The organism is Pseudoalteromonas sp. PAR1 (assembly GCF_947311895.1).
Lineage (GTDB): Bacteria > Pseudomonadota > Gammaproteobacteria > Enterobacterales > Alteromonadaceae > Pseudoalteromonas > Pseudoalteromonas lipolytica_C.
The window spans coordinates 41,222-57,371 of record NZ_CAMZMY010000021.1; the positions used below are offsets into that span (position 1 = coordinate 41,222).

The window sequence follows — 16,150 nt, forward strand, 5'->3', positions numbered from 1 at the left end:
TCAATAATCACTAAGGCGTATAACGTTTTAGTTTTTTAATACTTTGCACCAAAAACGGGACATCAAGTCTTTGCTCAATCGCAAAACCTTGTGCAGCAGAAATATTTTTAAAATTACCATCAGAGTCAATCAGAGTAATTCGGTCTTTCTTAAAGGCAATAAAAACATCTTGAGAATAGTTAACACCGGTATCATCATGGCGTTTATATAGATTGCTTCCCAGCATAGTTTGCTTTGCGAGCGTATTACAGCTGAAATAATGGCCAACACTTGTGGCAATGATATCGCTTGGTTGGATAAGACCATCAGTTTGCACCACTTTTTTGTCTGAGCTGTATAAGCGTGAGGCTGTGACAATTCCATTGCTGTTATTAGCTAAACTAAAGGCAAAAACGGCATTTGCTGCTTCACGTGGGCGTGTAGTTTCATCCGCGCGAATAAGACGAATAGCCGGATTTATATCTTCGTTGTTAATAAATTCGAATTGTTCAAAACCATTAATTTGTATTGAGCGATTATCACCAAGCCAAACAGGGAGCTGCTGTTTGTCTAGAATCGGGGCTTTGTAAAATGCTGGTAGGCCGTACACTAAACTAAATAACGTGTCTTCAGCTTCGATAGGTTGTAAGAACAAGTCTGTCTTACGTAGTGCAGGTTCAGTGCTAACAAATTGCTCAAGAGCGTTATTGTTTTCAAATACCAAAATATCAATTGTGGCACTTGAGTCAGCCTTACATTCAGCAAGTGGAGTAGGTGCTAAGTAATCTATGTTGTGTGGATCTAATCTAACATCATGCGCTTCTTTATAGCTTTCGATATCTAGTAAATCATTTTTAGCTAATAAGCTTTTTGCCGTTGTTGGATAAGACAATGGCAAGACATTATCTTGTTTAGTGATGTCGAACTTTAAGTTGGCATCAGCCCAAATATGAATGCTGTGGCTCAGTGCAAAACACATTAGAATCGTGCTTGTCGCATAACGCGGAAATTTATATTGCTTTAAGCGTGCTAAGTGGTGCCATGTATAGTTACTTACTAATAACTGAAACGCTAAAATTAAAAGTACAATACCACCCGCTAGAATCGTGGTAAGAGCAGGTGAGCTTGTTAAGCGGTGCCAAAGCAAAGACACAATTTCGGGTAGTGCAGATGTATTTAAGTGATAACCTAAGTTGAAATACACATAGGCATCAAGTGTCAATAATGAAGCACCAAGCGTTGCGATAATAGCCGCCATCCCTCGGATATGCCGAGGGTATGGAAACACTAAGCTTAATGGAAATATCGTCAAAACAAAGGCAATAAAAGTAATAAAGCTGGTGTGGCTTAACCAAGTTACGAGCATGTATAAATAGCCCATAAAGGTGGTTGGTGCACTGTCTGCAACTAAGTAGCTTACGCTAATAAATAGCACTAAGCCTATGTTTGCAAAGGTGAACCAATGTCCCCAACTTAGAAGCTGACTTACTTTTGATGAGAATTGACTTTGTTGCGATAAATTCATAAATCTTATTTAACCGACTGAGCTAATGCTTTGGCGAAATTGTCGGCAACCGCTTGTCTTTTCTCTGATGGTACATGCTCTTTTAAAATATGCGTGATAGAATTTCCTAAACACATAAGGCTTAAATCAACAGGCGCTTTGTGCTCTGTTAGTACATCGATCAGCTGATCAACGATTTGTTCTACTTGCTCATTAGAATATTTTGATATGATAGGCATCAGTTGGTTCGGTAAAAAGAGTTATATTCCCGTATTTTAACACCAGAGGCGTGAAAAACAAAGATGACAATAGATGTTAAAAAATTAGTCGTTCATTATGTAGACAAAAAAGATGACGACACAGATATTCATTTACGCAATGATGAGATGGTTGTTAACGATAAAGTAGCCGTTTTTATTGAACAGCTACACCATGCATACAATGGTAAGCCGGGTAAAGGTTATTGCGCATTCAGTGGCGAGAAAAACAGTATTGTTGCATCAGCTATGCAAAGCTACCGTAATAATGAGCTTGGTTTTTGGCACATGACAGAGCAAGCGACAAATGTGCTAAAAGAAGAGCTAAATAAGTATGCCTTCAACGAAACGGGTTATTTAGTTTTTTGCCATTATCAGTATGTTGCGAGTGACTTTTTGTTAATTGCCATGATTAATATTAAAGAGCACTACTCAATTACTTCTGAGCTTGATCTAGCGTCATCACGTCATTTAGATATTTCGCGTATGCAATTAGCTGCACGTGTAGATTTAACAGCGTGGGATGCGCAACCAGAAGATAATCGCTATGTGTCGTTTATTAAAGGTCGTGCCGGTCGTAAAGTAGCAGACTTCTTCTTAGACTTTTTAGGTTGTGAAGAGGGCATTGATCCGAAACAGCAAAGCCAAGTTATGCTTAATGCCGTAGAAGATTACTTATCTGAGCAACAATACGATAAGTCAGAAAAAGATGAGCTACGCAAACAAGTTTTTGATTACTGTAATGATTGTGTGACTACAGGTGAAGATGCCAATGTTAAAGAACTTTCGGCGACATTATCAAAAAGTGACGACAGCCCATTTGAAAGCTTTTGCCAAGAACAAAATTATGACTTAGAAGAGTCGTTCCCTGTTGATAAGAAAACAGTTACCAGCATGGTTAAGTTTTCAGGTATGGGCGGCGGTGTTAGTGTGAGCTTCGAACGCAAACATTTAGGTGAGCGAGTTACCTACAACGAAACAACAGACACACTTGTTATTAAAGGTATTCCACCTAATCTTAAAGACCAGTTACAGCGCTTTATGGAGCAAGAAGAAAGTTAACTTTCTTAGCTACCGCAACCTTTCTTATTTAGCCCAGCTTTAGCTGGGCTTTTTTTACTATTTGGACTCACGTTGAAAATTATCGCAATTATCTTAAATAAGAAGAGTGTGAACTGGTCCTTTATGGTTGGTTTTAAAGTGAGATACGTTGTTTTTTAGTATTCTAAAGCCGTAAATAAAGTGATAACAATAGAAATGGATATTCAAGAATAAGTCGTATTTTTGAGTATGAGCTCACAATAGCTGCTTAGTATCTAATTGAGCAGCATTTTAAATATCGAGGGTAAAGGAATGCCATCAAGTATTGTACTAATTAATCCATTTATTGTTCCTGAAGGCAAGTTAGAAGAATCAATCAAATACTGGGAATCCCATCGAGATTTTTTAAAAACGCAACCGGGGTATATATCAACTAAGTTACACCGTTCATTAGAAACACAATCATTTTTGGGTGAAGCCAAATATAAACTAATCAATGTAGCTGAGTGGGAAAGCCAAGACGCCTTTAATTCTGCAGTGCAAAAGATGCAATTAGCACTTAACAGCGAAAGAGTAGAAGGTTTAGTCGGGCAGCCTGCTTTATACGAGGTTGTTAGAGAATAAATAAAGGAAAAGCTGGAGAGATTATAAGTTAAAACTGTAAATTTGGTTTAACAGTGCCTTGGCTAGGTCTCTTAACTTTAGCGCTATTTGGGGGATATATGGATAGAATCCTTAGATTATTAAAACCTGAAAATATTCGAGTCTTGTTATTTTTGCTAGGTATTGTGCTGTTAGGGAGAAGCTTGGCTACAACACGCCCAGAATATGGTGTGACAATTCTTACTGCACAAGAGCAACCACAAGATATTTTAATGTATTTTCATGTTGAAGTTCAGCGTTATATTATGACGATGCTTTGGCCTGTTGTTTTCGCGTTATTAAACTCGCTCTATCCAAAAGTAAAAGTATCTAAGCCATTTTTTTATACAATTATAGGCCTACATATCATAAGCCTATTTATTAGTTTGATTTGGTATTTCAACTATGTTCCGAACAATCAAGAGGGAGCATCACATTTAGAGCAAGGGTTAGCGCATATGCAATTTAGCGCAACAATAGTGTTTATTGTTAGCCTGATTAGTGCTGTGTTTTCTTTAATATGGTTTAGTAAAGGGTGGGTCATTTTTAAATCAGATGAGTCGCCTTAAACTTGGCAGCTAATTAACTAAATTTAAATTTTTTATATCGATAATATGTTTATCAATATCAGTGTGTGCCAGCTCTTATGTATTTCTAATGTATGTTTCACAGTGGCTTTTGGTCATGGTGCCCCCTAAAAAAGCAAATACACAGGCTTTAATTCTTACGAAAATCACTTCTTGCTTTGATATTTATAAGCTTCTCAAACATGTGCTATTTAGTCGAAATTTTTATCTAACTATGATTTATCTGGCTCAATGCTGGTAAATCCATTAGGGTATTCTTTTAAGCTAAAATTTAAAAAGAGGGTAAATGACTCTTTCATTTAACACTGCAAGATTAAATGTCATTGAAGTAAATTCTAATGCAGCTAAATCAGAGCGTACTGCTCTAGTTAAAGCTTTACCTTCGATATTAACCCCCGCTGTAGTTGCAAATTTACCGAGTTATTTTCAAGGCATAGAATCTAAATTAGCGGCTGAGGAGTGGCTTAATAAAATGCTTAAAGAATGCCATTTATTAATGCTGCAGTCTTCTGAAAGTGAAATTATAGGGTTCTTGTTTATATATAGCGATAACCTAAATGCCCACATTGGTTACTTATTAGCTGAGCAATATTGGGGGAAGGGCCTTGCATTTGAATTACTGCATGGCTTTATCAACTTGGCTTACACCCACCCACAATGGCATAGGCTTATCGCTGGTGTTGATAAATCAAATACCGCGTCAGTTAAGCTTTTAAATAAACTTTCATTTATTCAGCAAGATGAAGTGGTAAATGATATGTTGTTTTATGAATTTGACTTACGCAAAGAGCCTTTTGGAGAAGAGTAACGATGACTTACAAAGCAGTTAACTTTAAAGATAAGTTTTCTAAATTTACTGAACATTGGTCGCCACGGGTCATTGCCGAAATGAATGACTATCAATTCAAACTCGCTAAAGTTGAAGGAGAGTTTGTTTGGCATGATCATCCTGATACTGATGAAGTATTCATAGTTATTGAAGGGATACTTGAAATTGAGTTTAGGGATGGCGCTGTGACTTTGGAAGCTGGTGAGTTATTTGTAATTCCTAAGGGGGTTGAGCATAAACCAAAAGCAAACAGCGAATGCAAAATAATGCTTGTTGAACCCAAAGGGGTTGTAAATACAGGTAATGCGGGTGGGCAATTGACTGCCACAAATGATGTATGGGTGTAGCGATAATTTCGATATCAGGTTCAGAACTGTAAGAATTAAACCTTAAAAAAGCTACGCATCTTAGTGTTTTTGTGCTTTTACTATTTGGCTTATACTCGTGTTTTTATTTCAGGTAATATATAAAAATCAGCCAATTTGGATCTCAACTAACAAGGCACTAGTGGCATAACGATATATTTTAAGCTTGTGCGGTGATCCTAGTTTTTAACTTAAGTATGGAAAAAGTAATGACAATAACTGCATTTTTAGTTAATTCATTTACCGCAGAGGGAACAGGTGGCAACCCTGCAGGTGTGGTATTAAATGCTGACAATCTTTCAGATACAGAAAAATTGAAGATTGCAAAAGAAGTTGGCTTTTCAGAAACGGCATTTGTAGCCCAAGATCATGAAGTTGACTTTGCAGTATCATTTTTCACGACAACAGAAGAAGTTGATTTTTGCGGCCATGCAACACTTGCTGTGTTCGCTACGTTTTATGAAAAGGGTTTATTAAAACCAGGTTATTATACTCAGCGAACAAAAGCGGGTTTGTTAGGCGTCACAATTGCCGAAGACGGCAAAATTACTATGGAGCAAGCCTTACCAAAATATCTTGGTGGCTTTTCTTACAGTGACCTTGCAGGCTTATTAGGGCTTGATGAAACTATACTTGCAGCAACAGGTTTACCAATTGACATAATAACCACAGGCTTGCCTGATATTATCGTTGCTGTGCCTAATGGCTACTTAGATAAAATGACTATTGATGAAGCAGCGCTGAGCGAATTTTGTCAACAACATAAAGTGATCGGTGTTCACGCATTTGAGCTTTTAGAGAGCGAAAGTGGGCTAACAGCAAGCTGTCGTAATTTTGCTCCTTTGGTAGGTATACCTGAAGAATCAGCAACGGGGAGTGCCAATGGTGCGCTTGCTTGCTATTTAACTAAACATGTATTTGTTCAGCAAGAAAACCATTTTCAGTTTGAACAAGGTCGAGCAATGGGCTGTCGCTCACATATTTCTACAAGTGTTTACTCGGATGAGCAGGGCGTAAGAAAAGTGTTAGTGGGCGGATACGCCAGTGCCATCGGCACACAAAAAATCGAGATTTAGTGTACATCTAAAACAAAAAAGCCGCGTTTCATAACGCGGCTTTTTTATATAGCTATCAACTAGTCAGTAGATAATGTTTTCGTCATTTCTGCTCGCGCTCTACCTGCAGGTTTAATTGAACCTGGGCGTAGACCACTATCAGGAATAGCGTCACGTTTATCATGTGCCATAGCCGCCGGAGTAGGTTGTGGCTCGCTGTCTGCAACTGGCGCTGGTTTTGCCATTGCTGCGCTTGCTGAACCTTTAACTAACATTGTTTTTTCATTGTTAGGTGTTGGTTTAGCTTCTTCAGCTTGTACTGGCTCTTCAGCTTTAACTGGCTCTTCAGCTTGTACTGGTTCGTCAGCTTGTACTGGCTCATCAGCTTGTACTGGTTCGTCAGCTATAACTGGCTCTTCAGCTTTTACTAGTTCTTCAGCTTTAACTGGCTCTTCAGCTTGTGCTGGTTCGTCAGCTTTTACTGGTTCGTCAGCTTTTACTGGTTCGTCAGCTTTTACTGGCTCTTCAGCTTTTACTGGCTCTTCAGCTTTAACTGGTTCTTCAGCTTTAACTGGTTCTTCAGCTTTAACTGGTTCTTCAGCTTTAACTGGTTCTTCAGCTTTTACTGGTTCTTCAGCTTTAACTGATTCTTCAGCTTGTACTGGTTCTTCAGCTTTAACTGGTTCTTCAGCTTTAACTGGTTCTTCAGCTTGTACTGGCTCTTCAGCTTTAACTGGTTCTTCAGCTTTTACTGGCTCTTCAGTTTTAACTGGTTCGTCAGCTTTTACTGATTCTTCAGCTTGTACTGGCTGTTCAGTTTGTGACTGCTTTGCTTTTAACTCAGCTTCATACTCTGCAGCGGCTTGATCAGCAACTGGAATAAACGCAGGAGCGTCACTTTTCGCATCACTTGATTTTTCGTCTTGCTCTGGGCGACGACGACGTTGACCAGCGGCACGTAAATGACGAGGTGAACGACGAGAGCGAGTACGAGGTTGAGCTTGTTCTTCATCAGTTGATGCTTCAACTACAGATTCAACTTGCTCTGTTTGTTTTGGCTCAGCGTCAGCTTTCACTGGTTCAGCTTTTACTTGTGATTCAGCAACTGGTTGCTCTGCTTGTTCAGTCTCAACTGCAACCGATTCTTTTGCAGGCTTAGCTGGTTTTTCAGCTTTTGGTGCTTGCTCTACCGATTCATTAGTTTGTACTGAATTCGCATCATCTGCATTTTCGTCTTTAACGCGAACTTTCTTGCGCAAGTTACGGCGTTGACGACGAACCTTAGGTTTAGTTTCCTTTGGTTGCTCAGACTGTGTTTCTTGTGCCGTTTCTTTTGTCGTTTGCTCTACATCATCAGTGCGTTTTTCATTACGCTTTCTGTTGTTAGAATTACGACGACGCTTGTTACGATTTTCGTTACCTTCTTTTTGCTCAGGTGTTGAAGTATTTGTATTTTCTTCTTTAGCCTGTGCGTCTTCAGGGCGTTTGTTACGAGAGTTACGACGGCGCTGATTGTTGCTACGACGACGGTTATCGTTGTTGCGACGATTATTGCTTCGTCTTTGTGCTGCCTTTTTCTCTTCTTGCTCTTTCTCTGTTTCGTCTTCAGTAGTACTAAATAACGATTTGAAGAACTTACCAATTGCAGCAAATAAACCACCTTCAGACTTTTTAGCTGCAGGAGTTGCTTGCTCAGCTTTAGGTGCTGCTTGAGGAGCCGGTGTAGTCGGCATAACGACACCTTTTAAAACTGGCTCTTCACGAACTGGTGCTGTAGGCGCTTTAGCCATTTCAAATGCTTCTGGCTCAGGCGCAACAACTTGCTCGTAGCTCACTGTTTCGATTGTTTCGTCTTTACGTAAGCGAATTACTTCGTAATGTGGCGTTTCCATGTGTTGATTAGGAATGATCACTACATCAACGTTGTGGCGCTTTTCGATGCGTTGAACACTACGACGCTTTTCGTTTAATAAGTAAGCGGCAACAGCAACAGGCACTTGTGCATTAACTTGTGATGTATTGTCTTTAATTGCTTCTTCTTCGATTAAGCGAAGGATAGACAGAGCAATTGATTCGTTTGAGCGAATCGTACCTTGACCATTACAACGAGGACATGGTCCTTGGCTCGCTTCGCCTAATGAAGGGCGTAAACGTTGACGCGACATTTCAAGTAGACCAAAGCGTGAGATCTTACCGATTTGAACACGTGCTCTATCAGGACGAGCGGCATCTTTTAAACGGTTCTCAACTTCACGTTGGTGACGTGGTGGGGTCATATCGATGAAATCGATAACAATAAGACCACCTAAGTCACGTAAACGTAATTGACGCGCAATTTCGTCTGCTGCTTCTAAGTTTGTATTAAGCGCAGTTTCTTCGATATCACCGCCTTTAGTGGCTTTTGACGAGTTAATATCGATAGATGTTAACGCTTCAGTTGGATCAATAACAATTGAGCCACCTGATGGTAAGCGAACTTCACGTTGGAAAGCTGACTCGATTTGGCTTTCTATCTGGTAATGAGTAAATAGCGGCACATCACCTTGATAAAGCTTAACGCGGCTCATGAAGTCTGGGCGGAAACGCTCAATGTGCGCTTTCGCTTCTTCGAACACACGTGCTTTATCAATTAATATTTCACCAATATCACGACGTAAATAGTCACGAATCGCGCGGAATATTACGTTGCTTTCTTGGTGAATTAAGAACGGAGCAGGGCCACTGTCAGCTGCTTGCTGAATAGCTTGCCAATGCACCAATAATGCTTTTAAGTCGTACTCTAACTCTTCAAAAGACTTACCAACACCTGCAGTACGAACAATTAAGCCCATACCTTTAGGAAGTTCTAAACGGCTTAGTGCTTCTTTAAGTTCAGTACGCTCATCACCTTCGATACGGCGAGAAATACCACCTGCACGTGGGTTGTTCGGCATAAGTACTAAATAGCTACCAGCAACACTGATAAAGGTTGTTAACGCAGCACCTTTTTGGCCACGCTCTTCTTTATCAACTTGCACGATAACTTCCTGACCTTCTTTGATCACGTCACGAATGTTCGGACGGCCTTGGAATGTATAGCCTTGTGGGAAGTAGGTGCGAGCTATTTCTTTAAGTGGAAGGAAACCATGTCTTTCAGCGCCATAATCTACAAAGGCAGCTTCTAGTGATGGTTCGATACGGGTAATTTTACCCTTGTAAATATTTGCTTTTTTTTGTTCGTGACCCGGGCTCTCTATGTCTAAATCATACAGGCGCTGGCCATCAACCAGTGCAACGCGCATTTCTTCTTGCTGCGTCGCATTGATTAGCATACGTTTCATATTGTTACTCTACTAATTTTGTCGCTGACATGACGAAGTAAAATCGTCTGTTCAGTGGTATTTGACGGTTATTCTTGTGCAGTCTCACGACTGGGTAAAGTCAAAACCCTAGGTTGTTTGCTTACATTGAGCATCAGTATAGTGTGGCAGACAATAACATGCTGTCATGTTATTAGATTCTATTTGGTGCCAAAACTGCCGCATTTTTTGCGGTTTTAATTTACGAGTTTTGTCCTGAAGTCGACCAGATTTCAATTTTTATTCAATGTCTTGCTACAACAGCTGCTTCTGAATGACGATGTTACGTTGTCACTATCAGTCAATTTATCTTGTTCAATTGCTTTTTATGTTCATTAATCAACATTCGTGCTCAAATTATTCAGGCGATATATTACGCGCACCGCCGATAATTGAACGCTCGTGTTGGCTGGGTAATTATAAAAGCTTTGGAAAACTTAGCGCGGATCTGTATGATCGGCAACCCAGAATATGCATCACGAATGTATTAATGTGATAAAAGCACCGTTGTTACTTGCAAACTTATGTTCGCAGCGGTGATTATCCCACTAATACAACCGGGTTAGCAACTAAATTATTTACTTAAATCAGTGATTAGGCAATGTCAGAAAAAACCGGCTTACAAGTTTCGTTTGTTACCATCAGTGAAGACCACCTAGGTCAACGTATTGATAACTTTCTTATTACCCACCTAAAAGGTGTGCCTAAAAGTGCAGTTTACAAAATCCTTCGTAAAGGCGAAGTGCGAGTAAATAAAAAACGTATTAAACCTGTTTACAAATTACAACTTAACGATGTTGTTCGCATTCCGCCTATTAAAGTCGCTGAAAAGGAAGAGTTCGTTCCGAAGAAACTTGATAAAGTTAAACAACTTGAAGATGCGATTTTGTTTGAAGACAAGTATTTAATGGTTATTAACAAACCTTCAGGAATGGCTGTTCACGGTGGCAGTGGCTTAAGCTATGGCTTAATCGAGGCACTACGTGTGCTTCGTCCTGAAGAGCGCAGCTTAGAGCTTGTCCATCGATTAGACCGCGACACATCAGGCTGTTTACTTATCTCAAAACGTCGTTCAGTGCTTACTGATTTACATAAGCAGTTGCGCGAAAAAACCATGGAAAAAAACTATTGGGCACTTGTTGATGGCCAATGGGATGCGAAAACTAAAAACGTCACCGAAGGGCTTCGTAAAAACACCTTAAAATCAGGTGAGCGAGTAGTGCGTGTAGATAATACTGAGGGTAAACCATCGCATACACGTTTTCGTGTCCTTGAGCGTTATGCTGAATGCTCATTAGTACAAGCATCGCCAGTTACTGGCCGTACACACCAAATTCGTGTGCATACACAATGCAAAGGCCACCCAATTGCGTGTGATGATAAATACGGTGTGGCAGAGTTTGATCAGTACGTGAATAAGTTAACTGGATTGAATCGTTTATTCTTGCATGCCCATGATTTGCGTTTTATGCACCCTAAAAATGAAACGACTATGCATGTTGAAGCGCCATTAGATAATGCACTTCAAAACTGTATCAAAAAGCTACGTGCAGATAATGAACAAGTTTAAGTTAGTTATTTTTGATTGGGATGGCACTGTAATGGACTCAGTGCCAAAAATCGTCAACTGTTTGCGTAATACGGCTCGTGAATTAGGAATTGATATTCCATCTGAACAGCAAGCCAAGGATGTTATCGGTTTGTCGTTGGCAAAAGCCGCTGAAGTGCTTTTTCCTGCCCATGCACATTTAAACGATGAGCTAGTGGCAGGTTATAAGGCGCAGTATCGTGAGTTAGATGTAACACCTACGCCGCTATTTGCAGATGTAGAAACTGTGCTAAAGCAGCTAAGCGAGGCTGGCATGCAACTCGCTGTGGCTACCGGTAAAGGGCGTGAAGGCATCGACAGATTACTTAATGAGTCAGGTCTTGGTCAGTACTTTGTAAATGTAAAATGCTCAGATGATGCTAAGTCGAAGCCATCACCGGATATGCTTGAGCAAATTTTGCACGAGCAGGGCATAGCTAAACGTGATGCCGTAATGATTGGCGATAGCCAACTCGATATGGCAATGGCTAACGCTGCAGGTATTGCTTGTATTGGTGTTAGTTTTGGCGCTCATAGCCCGGCGCAGTTACAAAAACATACGCCGTTATGTGTTGTTGATTCATACCAACAACTATTGCAGGTTTTAACTACGCCCCTTGCAGCGTCAACACATCAACACCAAACTCAGCCAGTAGTTTAGTTAATGTGATCAGTGGCAGGCCTATAAGTGTATTTGGGTCATCGCCACTGAGCTTTTCAAATAGGCAAATACCTAACCCTTCACTTTTGAAGCTTCCAGCACAATTGTATGGTTGTTCAGCATCACAATAGGCATTAATTTGCTCAAATGTGAGTGTTTTAAATGTCACATCAAAAGGCACTACGGTGGTAATTGCTTTACCACTTTTTATATCAAATACACTCAAACCCGTTAAAAATGTCACTGTATGGCCACTAAATGCCGATAGTTGCTTAATAGCATTCTCTTTAGTATGCGGCTTACCTAAAATTGTATTGCTGAATACCGCAACCTGATCAGAGCCTATGACTAAACCTTCATCAAAATGCTTTATTGCTTCACGGGCTTTTTGTTCACTTAAACGCGCTACCAATTGCTCGGGTGTTTCAGCTTTAAAAGGGGTTTCGTCAATATCTGGAGAGAAACTTTCAAAAGGTAGATTGAATTTAGTTAATAATTGCTGTCTAAATGGTGAGCTTGACGCTAATATAAGTGTTGGTTTCATAATAAATTCTGGATGAAAATTGTATTTTGCCAAGGATAAGCCACATTGAATCCGAAAACAAAGCAGAAGATCGTTAAAAACCGGCTAAAAATGGTTTTTTACTTTGACTAACTTACTAACTATCTATATGATGCAGCCCCTATGCAAAAGGTGAAAATTCCCATCACTCTTCATCCCAGCAAAGCAGCACAACATCGTTTAACGTATGACGGTATTGTACCGCTTGAAAAACTTTCTCGTTTAGAGCAAGTTGTGCAGGAAGAAGCAGGTGAAATAGCGGTAAAGATTCATTGCAAAATTGATGAGCAAGGTTTAGTGGTAATAAGTGGAAACTTATCAACACATGTAACTGTAACTTGTCAACGCTGCAATGGTGAATTAGGGTTGGATTTGGAACAAGACTTTGTGTATTCGCCAGTTGGTTTGGATGCAGAGTCAGATCATCTACCTGCAGGTTACGATGAAGTAGAACTGGACGAAAACGGTGAAATCAACGTATTTGAGTTAATCGAAGACGAATTGATTTTGGCTATTCCAATAGTGCCTACACACAACGAAACCTCGTGCAGTTATTCATCAGAGCCTGCCAGCTTTGGTAAATTAGCAGCAAAAGATGACAAACCAAATCCATTTGATATTTTGAAACAACTTAAGAAAGATTCTTAGGAGAAGACTAATGGCTGTACAAAAAAGCAAAAAGTCTCGTGCAAGACGCGGCATGCGCCGTTCACACGATGCGATCAGTGGTCCAACTTTAACTGTAGATCAAGTTTCTGGTGAGACTCACCGTCGTCACCACGTAACTGCTGACGGTTACTATAAAGGCGTTAAAGTAATTTCTAACTAAGAGATTGCTATATGCTGACCAATCTAACCATAGCGTTAGATATGATGGGGGGCGATTACGGCCCCCGTTCATCTATCCCCGCTGCAGTAAACGCAGTTAATGCGAATACCAACTTAAGACTCATCTTATGTGGTAATCAGCAGGTTATTCTAAAAGAACTCGAAGCACTCGATTCTGTTTCACACCCTCGTTTAATTATTCGTCATTGTAGCGAAGTCGTTACTAATGCGTGTGAACCCGCTTTAGCAGTTCGTTCTAAAAAAGATTCTTCAATGCGAGTTGCCCTCGATTTAGTTAAATCGGGTGAAGCGCAAGCATGTGTAAGCTCTGGTAATACGGGCGCTTTATTTTTTATGGCGCATTATGTATTAAAGATGCTTCCAGGCGTAAAACGCCCTGCATTAATTTCTGCTGTTCCAACTGAACGTAAAAACCCTGTCTATTTGTTAGATTTAGGTGCCAATGTGCATTGTGATGCACAAACACTTTATCAATTTGGCATCATGGGGTCTGTGGTAGCAGGGCAAGCTCTAGGTTGTGAAAATCCTAGAGTTAGTTTATTGAATATTGGCTCTGAAGACATAAAAGGGCACGAAGGAATAAAACAGGCTGCACAGTTAATGCAGCAGTGTAAATATCTTAATTACACAGGTTATAGTGAAGGTAGTGATATTTTCAGTGGCAAAGCCGATGTTATAGTTTGCGAAGGATTTGTAGGTAATGTGGCATTAAAAACCTGTGAGGGTATTGCCAAACTCATCATGCATAAACTCACCAAAGCCTTACACAAACATTTCTTATACAAGTGTTTAGCATTTTTATTACGTCCAGTGATAAAAAAACTCTACAAGCGGGTGAACCCCGACCAGTATAACGGCGCAAGTCTGGTAGGATTGCGCGGTATTGTTGTTAAAAGCCATGGTAATGCCTCTGCGAAGGCGTTTCATGCTGCTATTGATGAAGCCGCGCGGGAAGTCGAACGCCAACTCCCTGAAAAAATCGCTGCGATTTTTGAGCAAACACATCCAACAACAAAGTAGTGCAGCATAGTTAAAACTTGTTATGCTGCCTACTGATGAATATTTTTTTGTTTAATTATAAGAGCAAAGTATGGCACATAAAATTGCACTCGTATTTCCAGGTCAAGGCTCACAAGCTGTGGGCATGTTATCTGAACTATTAGCTGATTCACAAATTGCTAAAGCAACATTCGCTGAAGCATCTGAAGCACTTGGCTATGATCTCGCTGCACTTGTACTTAATGGTCCAGAAGAAGAATTAAATCAAACCCATCGTACACAACCAGCACTTCTTACTGCCAGTGTTGCTATTTACCGTCAATGGTTAGACGCAAACCCTGAAGCAGATGTTGTTATGGCCGGTCATAGTTTAGGCGAATATTCAGCGCTTGTTTGTGCTGGCGTTGTAAGCTTAAGCGAAGCCGTTAAACTTGTTGAGAACCGTGGTTTATACATGCAAGAAGCAGTACCTGCGGGTGTTGGTTCTATGGCTGCAATCATCGGTTTAGGTGATGATGAAATTAAAGCTGCCTGTGAAGCGTCAGCAAATGGTGACGTTGTTTCACCAGTAAACTACAACTCTCCAGGTCAAGTTGTAATTGCAGGTCACAAAGCGACGGTTGAGCGTGCATCTGAAGCATGTAAAGAAGCCGGCGCTAAACGTGCTTTACCACTTGCAGTTAGTGTACCGTCTCACTGTGAACTAATGAAACCAGCCGCTGAAAAATTAGCTGCTGATTTAGCTGCTTTAACATTTAATACACCTAAGTGTGATGTAATCAACAACGTTGATGTAAAAGCTGAGCAATCAAGCGAAGCAATTAAAGATGCATTAGTACGTCAACTATACAGCCCAGTACGCTGGACTGAAACAGTACAAGCATTGGTTGCACAAGGTATTACACAAAGCTATGAGTTTGGCCCTGGTAAAGTTTTAACGGGTCTTGCGAAACGAATTGATAAAGCAATGGTATGCGCTGCGGTTAATACGCAAGCTACGATTGATGAAGCGAAATAAGTAGGAATAGAATGACAAATTTATTTTCTCTTGAGGGCAAGGTTGTCCTAATCACTGGTGCAAGCCGTGGTATTGGTAAAGCAATTGCAAACACGTTAGTTGCACAAGGTGCAAAAGTAGCGGGTACTGCAACAAGCGAATCAGGTGCTGCTAAAATCAGTGAATACTTAGGTAACAACGGTAAAGGTTATGCTCTTAACGTAACCGATCCTGAGTCGATTGAGGCAACACTTGCTGCAATTAAGGCTGATTTAGGTGATATTGACGTATTAGTTAACAATGCGGGTATCACCCGTGATAACTTATTAATGCGTATGAAAGACGGTGAGTGGGATGACATCATCGACACTAACTTAAGCTCAATTTTCCGTTTATCAAAGGCTGTATTACGCCCTATGATGAAAAAGAAAAATGGCCGTATCATTAATATTGGTTCTGTAGTGGGCACTATGGGTAACGCGGGTCAGGCAAACTACGCCGCGGCGAAAGCGGGTGTTATTGGTTTTACTAAGTCATTAGCACGCGAAGTTGCCTCACGTGGTATTACAGTTAATGTAGTAGCGCCTGGTTTTATCCAAACAGACATGACAGATGAGCTGACTGATGAGCAAAAAGCAGCTACGCTTGCAAATGTACCTGCTGGTCGTTTAGGTCAACCTGAAGAAATTGCTGCTGCAGTGTGTTATTTAGCATCTGACGCTGCTGCGTATGTATCAGGCGAAACATTGCACGTAAATGGCGCGATGTACATGGTTTAATGAAAGTTGGCAAAAATTTGCTAACGAAAGATTATCGAAAATTGTTGAATTTTTTGTGATCTTGCTTTAAACATACTTGAATTCGCTATGAAAATAAGCGATAAATGAACAAATACCA

Annotated in this window: 17 protein-coding genes; 13 read left to right on the forward strand and 4 right to left on the reverse strand. The window is 40.3% G+C overall.

Translation table 11 applies throughout. The features are described from left to right. Window positions 1–10: 10 nt before the first annotated feature. Complete coding sequence (locus tag QL229_RS16000) at window positions 11–1,504, reverse strand: DUF3413 domain-containing protein (RefSeq protein ID WP_138558331.1); 1,494 nt, start codon at window positions 1,502–1,504, stop codon at window positions 11–13. A gap of 5 nt (window positions 1,505–1,509) precedes the next feature. Next, entirely contained in the window at window positions 1,510–1,722 is a 213-nt protein-coding gene (locus QL229_RS16005; RefSeq protein ID WP_036967930.1) for a DUF1414 domain-containing protein, read from the reverse strand. A gap of 63 nt (window positions 1,723–1,785) precedes the next feature. Here QL229_RS16005 and yejK point away from each other — a divergent pair, with 63 nt between their 5' ends. From yejK to QL229_RS16035, 6 genes are all read left to right on the forward strand, one after another. Beyond that, on the forward strand, window positions 1,786–2,802 hold the full coding sequence (gene yejK, locus QL229_RS16010) for a nucleoid-associated protein YejK (RefSeq protein WP_138558330.1): 1,017 nt from the start codon (window positions 1,786–1,788) through the stop codon (window positions 2,800–2,802). Between the two features lie 291 nt (window positions 2,803–3,093). Beyond that, a complete protein-coding gene (locus QL229_RS16015) occupies window positions 3,094–3,405 on the forward strand; it encodes an antibiotic biosynthesis monooxygenase family protein (protein ID WP_138558329.1) in 312 nt (103 codons plus the stop codon). Between the two features lie 98 nt (window positions 3,406–3,503). After that, window positions 3,504–3,992: a hypothetical protein gene (locus QL229_RS16020; RefSeq protein ID WP_135924330.1), complete on the forward strand. Its 489-nt coding sequence runs from the start codon at window positions 3,504–3,506 to the stop codon at window positions 3,990–3,992. Between the two features lie 304 nt (window positions 3,993–4,296). Next, the gene (locus QL229_RS16025; protein WP_135924331.1) at window positions 4,297–4,818 is read left to right on the forward strand and encodes a GNAT family N-acetyltransferase; all 522 of its coding nucleotides are present in this window, start codon (window positions 4,297–4,299) and stop codon (window positions 4,816–4,818) included. A gap of 2 nt (window positions 4,819–4,820) precedes the next feature. Next, the gene (locus QL229_RS16030) at window positions 4,821–5,186 is read left to right on the forward strand and encodes a cupin domain-containing protein (protein ID WP_138558328.1); all 366 of its coding nucleotides are present in this window, start codon (window positions 4,821–4,823) and stop codon (window positions 5,184–5,186) included. Between the two features lie 227 nt (window positions 5,187–5,413). Next, window positions 5,414–6,280: a PhzF family phenazine biosynthesis protein gene (locus QL229_RS16035; RefSeq protein ID WP_138558327.1), complete on the forward strand. Its 867-nt coding sequence runs from the start codon at window positions 5,414–5,416 to the stop codon at window positions 6,278–6,280. Window positions 6,281–6,339: 59 nt separating this feature from the next. Here QL229_RS16035 and rne read toward each other — a convergent pair whose 3' ends face one another. Next, entirely contained in the window at window positions 6,340–9,579 is a 3,240-nt protein-coding gene (gene rne / locus QL229_RS16040; RefSeq protein WP_281547161.1) for a ribonuclease E, read from the reverse strand. A gap of 619 nt (window positions 9,580–10,198) precedes the next feature. On the opposite strand from rne, the gene rluC reads away from it, so the two are divergent. Beyond that, window positions 10,199–11,167: a 23S rRNA pseudouridine(955/2504/2580) synthase RluC gene (gene rluC, locus QL229_RS16045; RefSeq protein ID WP_138558443.1), complete on the forward strand. Its 969-nt coding sequence runs from the start codon at window positions 10,199–10,201 to the stop codon at window positions 11,165–11,167. Beyond that, the gene (locus QL229_RS16050) at window positions 11,154–11,846 is read left to right on the forward strand and encodes an HAD-IA family hydrolase (protein WP_135924336.1); all 693 of its coding nucleotides are present in this window, start codon (window positions 11,154–11,156) and stop codon (window positions 11,844–11,846) included. The genes rluC and QL229_RS16050 overlap by 14 nt, the downstream gene beginning before the upstream one ends. Here QL229_RS16050 and QL229_RS16055 read toward each other — a convergent pair. Further along, window positions 11,794–12,390: a nucleoside triphosphate pyrophosphatase gene (locus QL229_RS16055; RefSeq protein ID WP_138558444.1), complete on the reverse strand. Its 597-nt coding sequence runs from the start codon at window positions 12,388–12,390 to the stop codon at window positions 11,794–11,796. The two genes, QL229_RS16050 and QL229_RS16055, sit on opposite strands and share 53 nt — an antisense overlap. A gap of 141 nt (window positions 12,391–12,531) precedes the next feature. Between QL229_RS16055 and yceD the strand changes: the two genes are divergently transcribed. From yceD to fabG, 5 genes are all read left to right on the forward strand, one after another. Next, on the forward strand, window positions 12,532–13,056 hold the full coding sequence (yceD, locus tag QL229_RS16060) for a 23S rRNA accumulation protein YceD (protein ID WP_135924338.1): 525 nt from the start codon (window positions 12,532–12,534) through the stop codon (window positions 13,054–13,056). Window positions 13,057–13,066: 10 nt separating this feature from the next. After that, entirely contained in the window at window positions 13,067–13,237 is a 171-nt protein-coding gene (gene rpmF / locus QL229_RS16065; protein WP_036967969.1) for a 50S ribosomal protein L32, read from the forward strand. Window positions 13,238–13,248: 11 nt separating this feature from the next. Next, a complete protein-coding gene (plsX, locus tag QL229_RS16070; protein WP_135924339.1) occupies window positions 13,249–14,277 on the forward strand; it encodes a phosphate acyltransferase PlsX in 1,029 nt (342 codons plus the stop codon). 70 nt (window positions 14,278–14,347) lie between these two features. Continuing rightward, a complete protein-coding gene (fabD, locus tag QL229_RS16075) occupies window positions 14,348–15,274 on the forward strand; it encodes an ACP S-malonyltransferase (protein ID WP_281547162.1) in 927 nt (308 codons plus the stop codon). An 11-nt stretch (window positions 15,275–15,285) separates the two neighbouring features. Beyond that, window positions 15,286–16,032: a 3-oxoacyl-ACP reductase FabG gene (fabG, locus tag QL229_RS16080; protein WP_138558445.1), complete on the forward strand. Its 747-nt coding sequence runs from the start codon at window positions 15,286–15,288 to the stop codon at window positions 16,030–16,032. The last annotated feature ends 118 nt before the right edge of the window (window positions 16,033–16,150 follow it).

Bases quoted from the DNA above. Each gene is read 5' to 3' on its own strand.
- QL229_RS16000 (WP_138558331.1), bottom strand. From the start codon at position 1,504: ATGAATTTATCGCAACAAAGTCAATTCTCATCAAAAGTAAGTCAGCTT.
- QL229_RS16005 (WP_036967930.1), bottom strand. From the start codon at position 1,722: ATGCCTATCATATCAAAATATTCTAATGAGCAAGTAGAACAAATCGTT.
- yejK (WP_138558330.1), top strand. From the start codon at position 1,786: ATGACAATAGATGTTAAAAAATTAGTCGTTCATTATGTAGACAAAAAA.
- QL229_RS16015 (WP_138558329.1), top strand. From the start codon at position 3,094: ATGCCATCAAGTATTGTACTAATTAATCCATTTATTGTTCCTGAAGGC.
- QL229_RS16020 (WP_135924330.1), top strand. From the start codon at position 3,504: ATGGATAGAATCCTTAGATTATTAAAACCTGAAAATATTCGAGTCTTG.
- QL229_RS16025 (WP_135924331.1), top strand. From the start codon at position 4,297: ATGACTCTTTCATTTAACACTGCAAGATTAAATGTCATTGAAGTAAAT.
- QL229_RS16030 (WP_138558328.1), top strand. From the start codon at position 4,821: ATGACTTACAAAGCAGTTAACTTTAAAGATAAGTTTTCTAAATTTACT.
- QL229_RS16035 (WP_138558327.1), top strand. From the start codon at position 5,414: ATGACAATAACTGCATTTTTAGTTAATTCATTTACCGCAGAGGGAACA.
- rne (WP_281547161.1), bottom strand. From the start codon at position 9,579: ATGAAACGTATGCTAATCAATGCGACGCAGCAAGAAGAAATGCGCGTT.
- rluC (WP_138558443.1), top strand. From the start codon at position 10,199: ATGTCAGAAAAAACCGGCTTACAAGTTTCGTTTGTTACCATCAGTGAA.
- QL229_RS16050 (WP_135924336.1), top strand. From the start codon at position 11,154: ATGAACAAGTTTAAGTTAGTTATTTTTGATTGGGATGGCACTGTAATG.
- QL229_RS16055 (WP_138558444.1), bottom strand. From the start codon at position 12,390: ATGAAACCAACACTTATATTAGCGTCAAGCTCACCATTTAGACAGCAA.
- yceD (WP_135924338.1), top strand. From the start codon at position 12,532: ATGCAAAAGGTGAAAATTCCCATCACTCTTCATCCCAGCAAAGCAGCA.
- rpmF (WP_036967969.1), top strand. From the start codon at position 13,067: ATGGCTGTACAAAAAAGCAAAAAGTCTCGTGCAAGACGCGGCATGCGC.
- plsX (WP_135924339.1), top strand. From the start codon at position 13,249: ATGCTGACCAATCTAACCATAGCGTTAGATATGATGGGGGGCGATTAC.
- fabD (WP_281547162.1), top strand. From the start codon at position 14,348: ATGGCACATAAAATTGCACTCGTATTTCCAGGTCAAGGCTCACAAGCT.
- fabG (WP_138558445.1), top strand. From the start codon at position 15,286: ATGACAAATTTATTTTCTCTTGAGGGCAAGGTTGTCCTAATCACTGGT.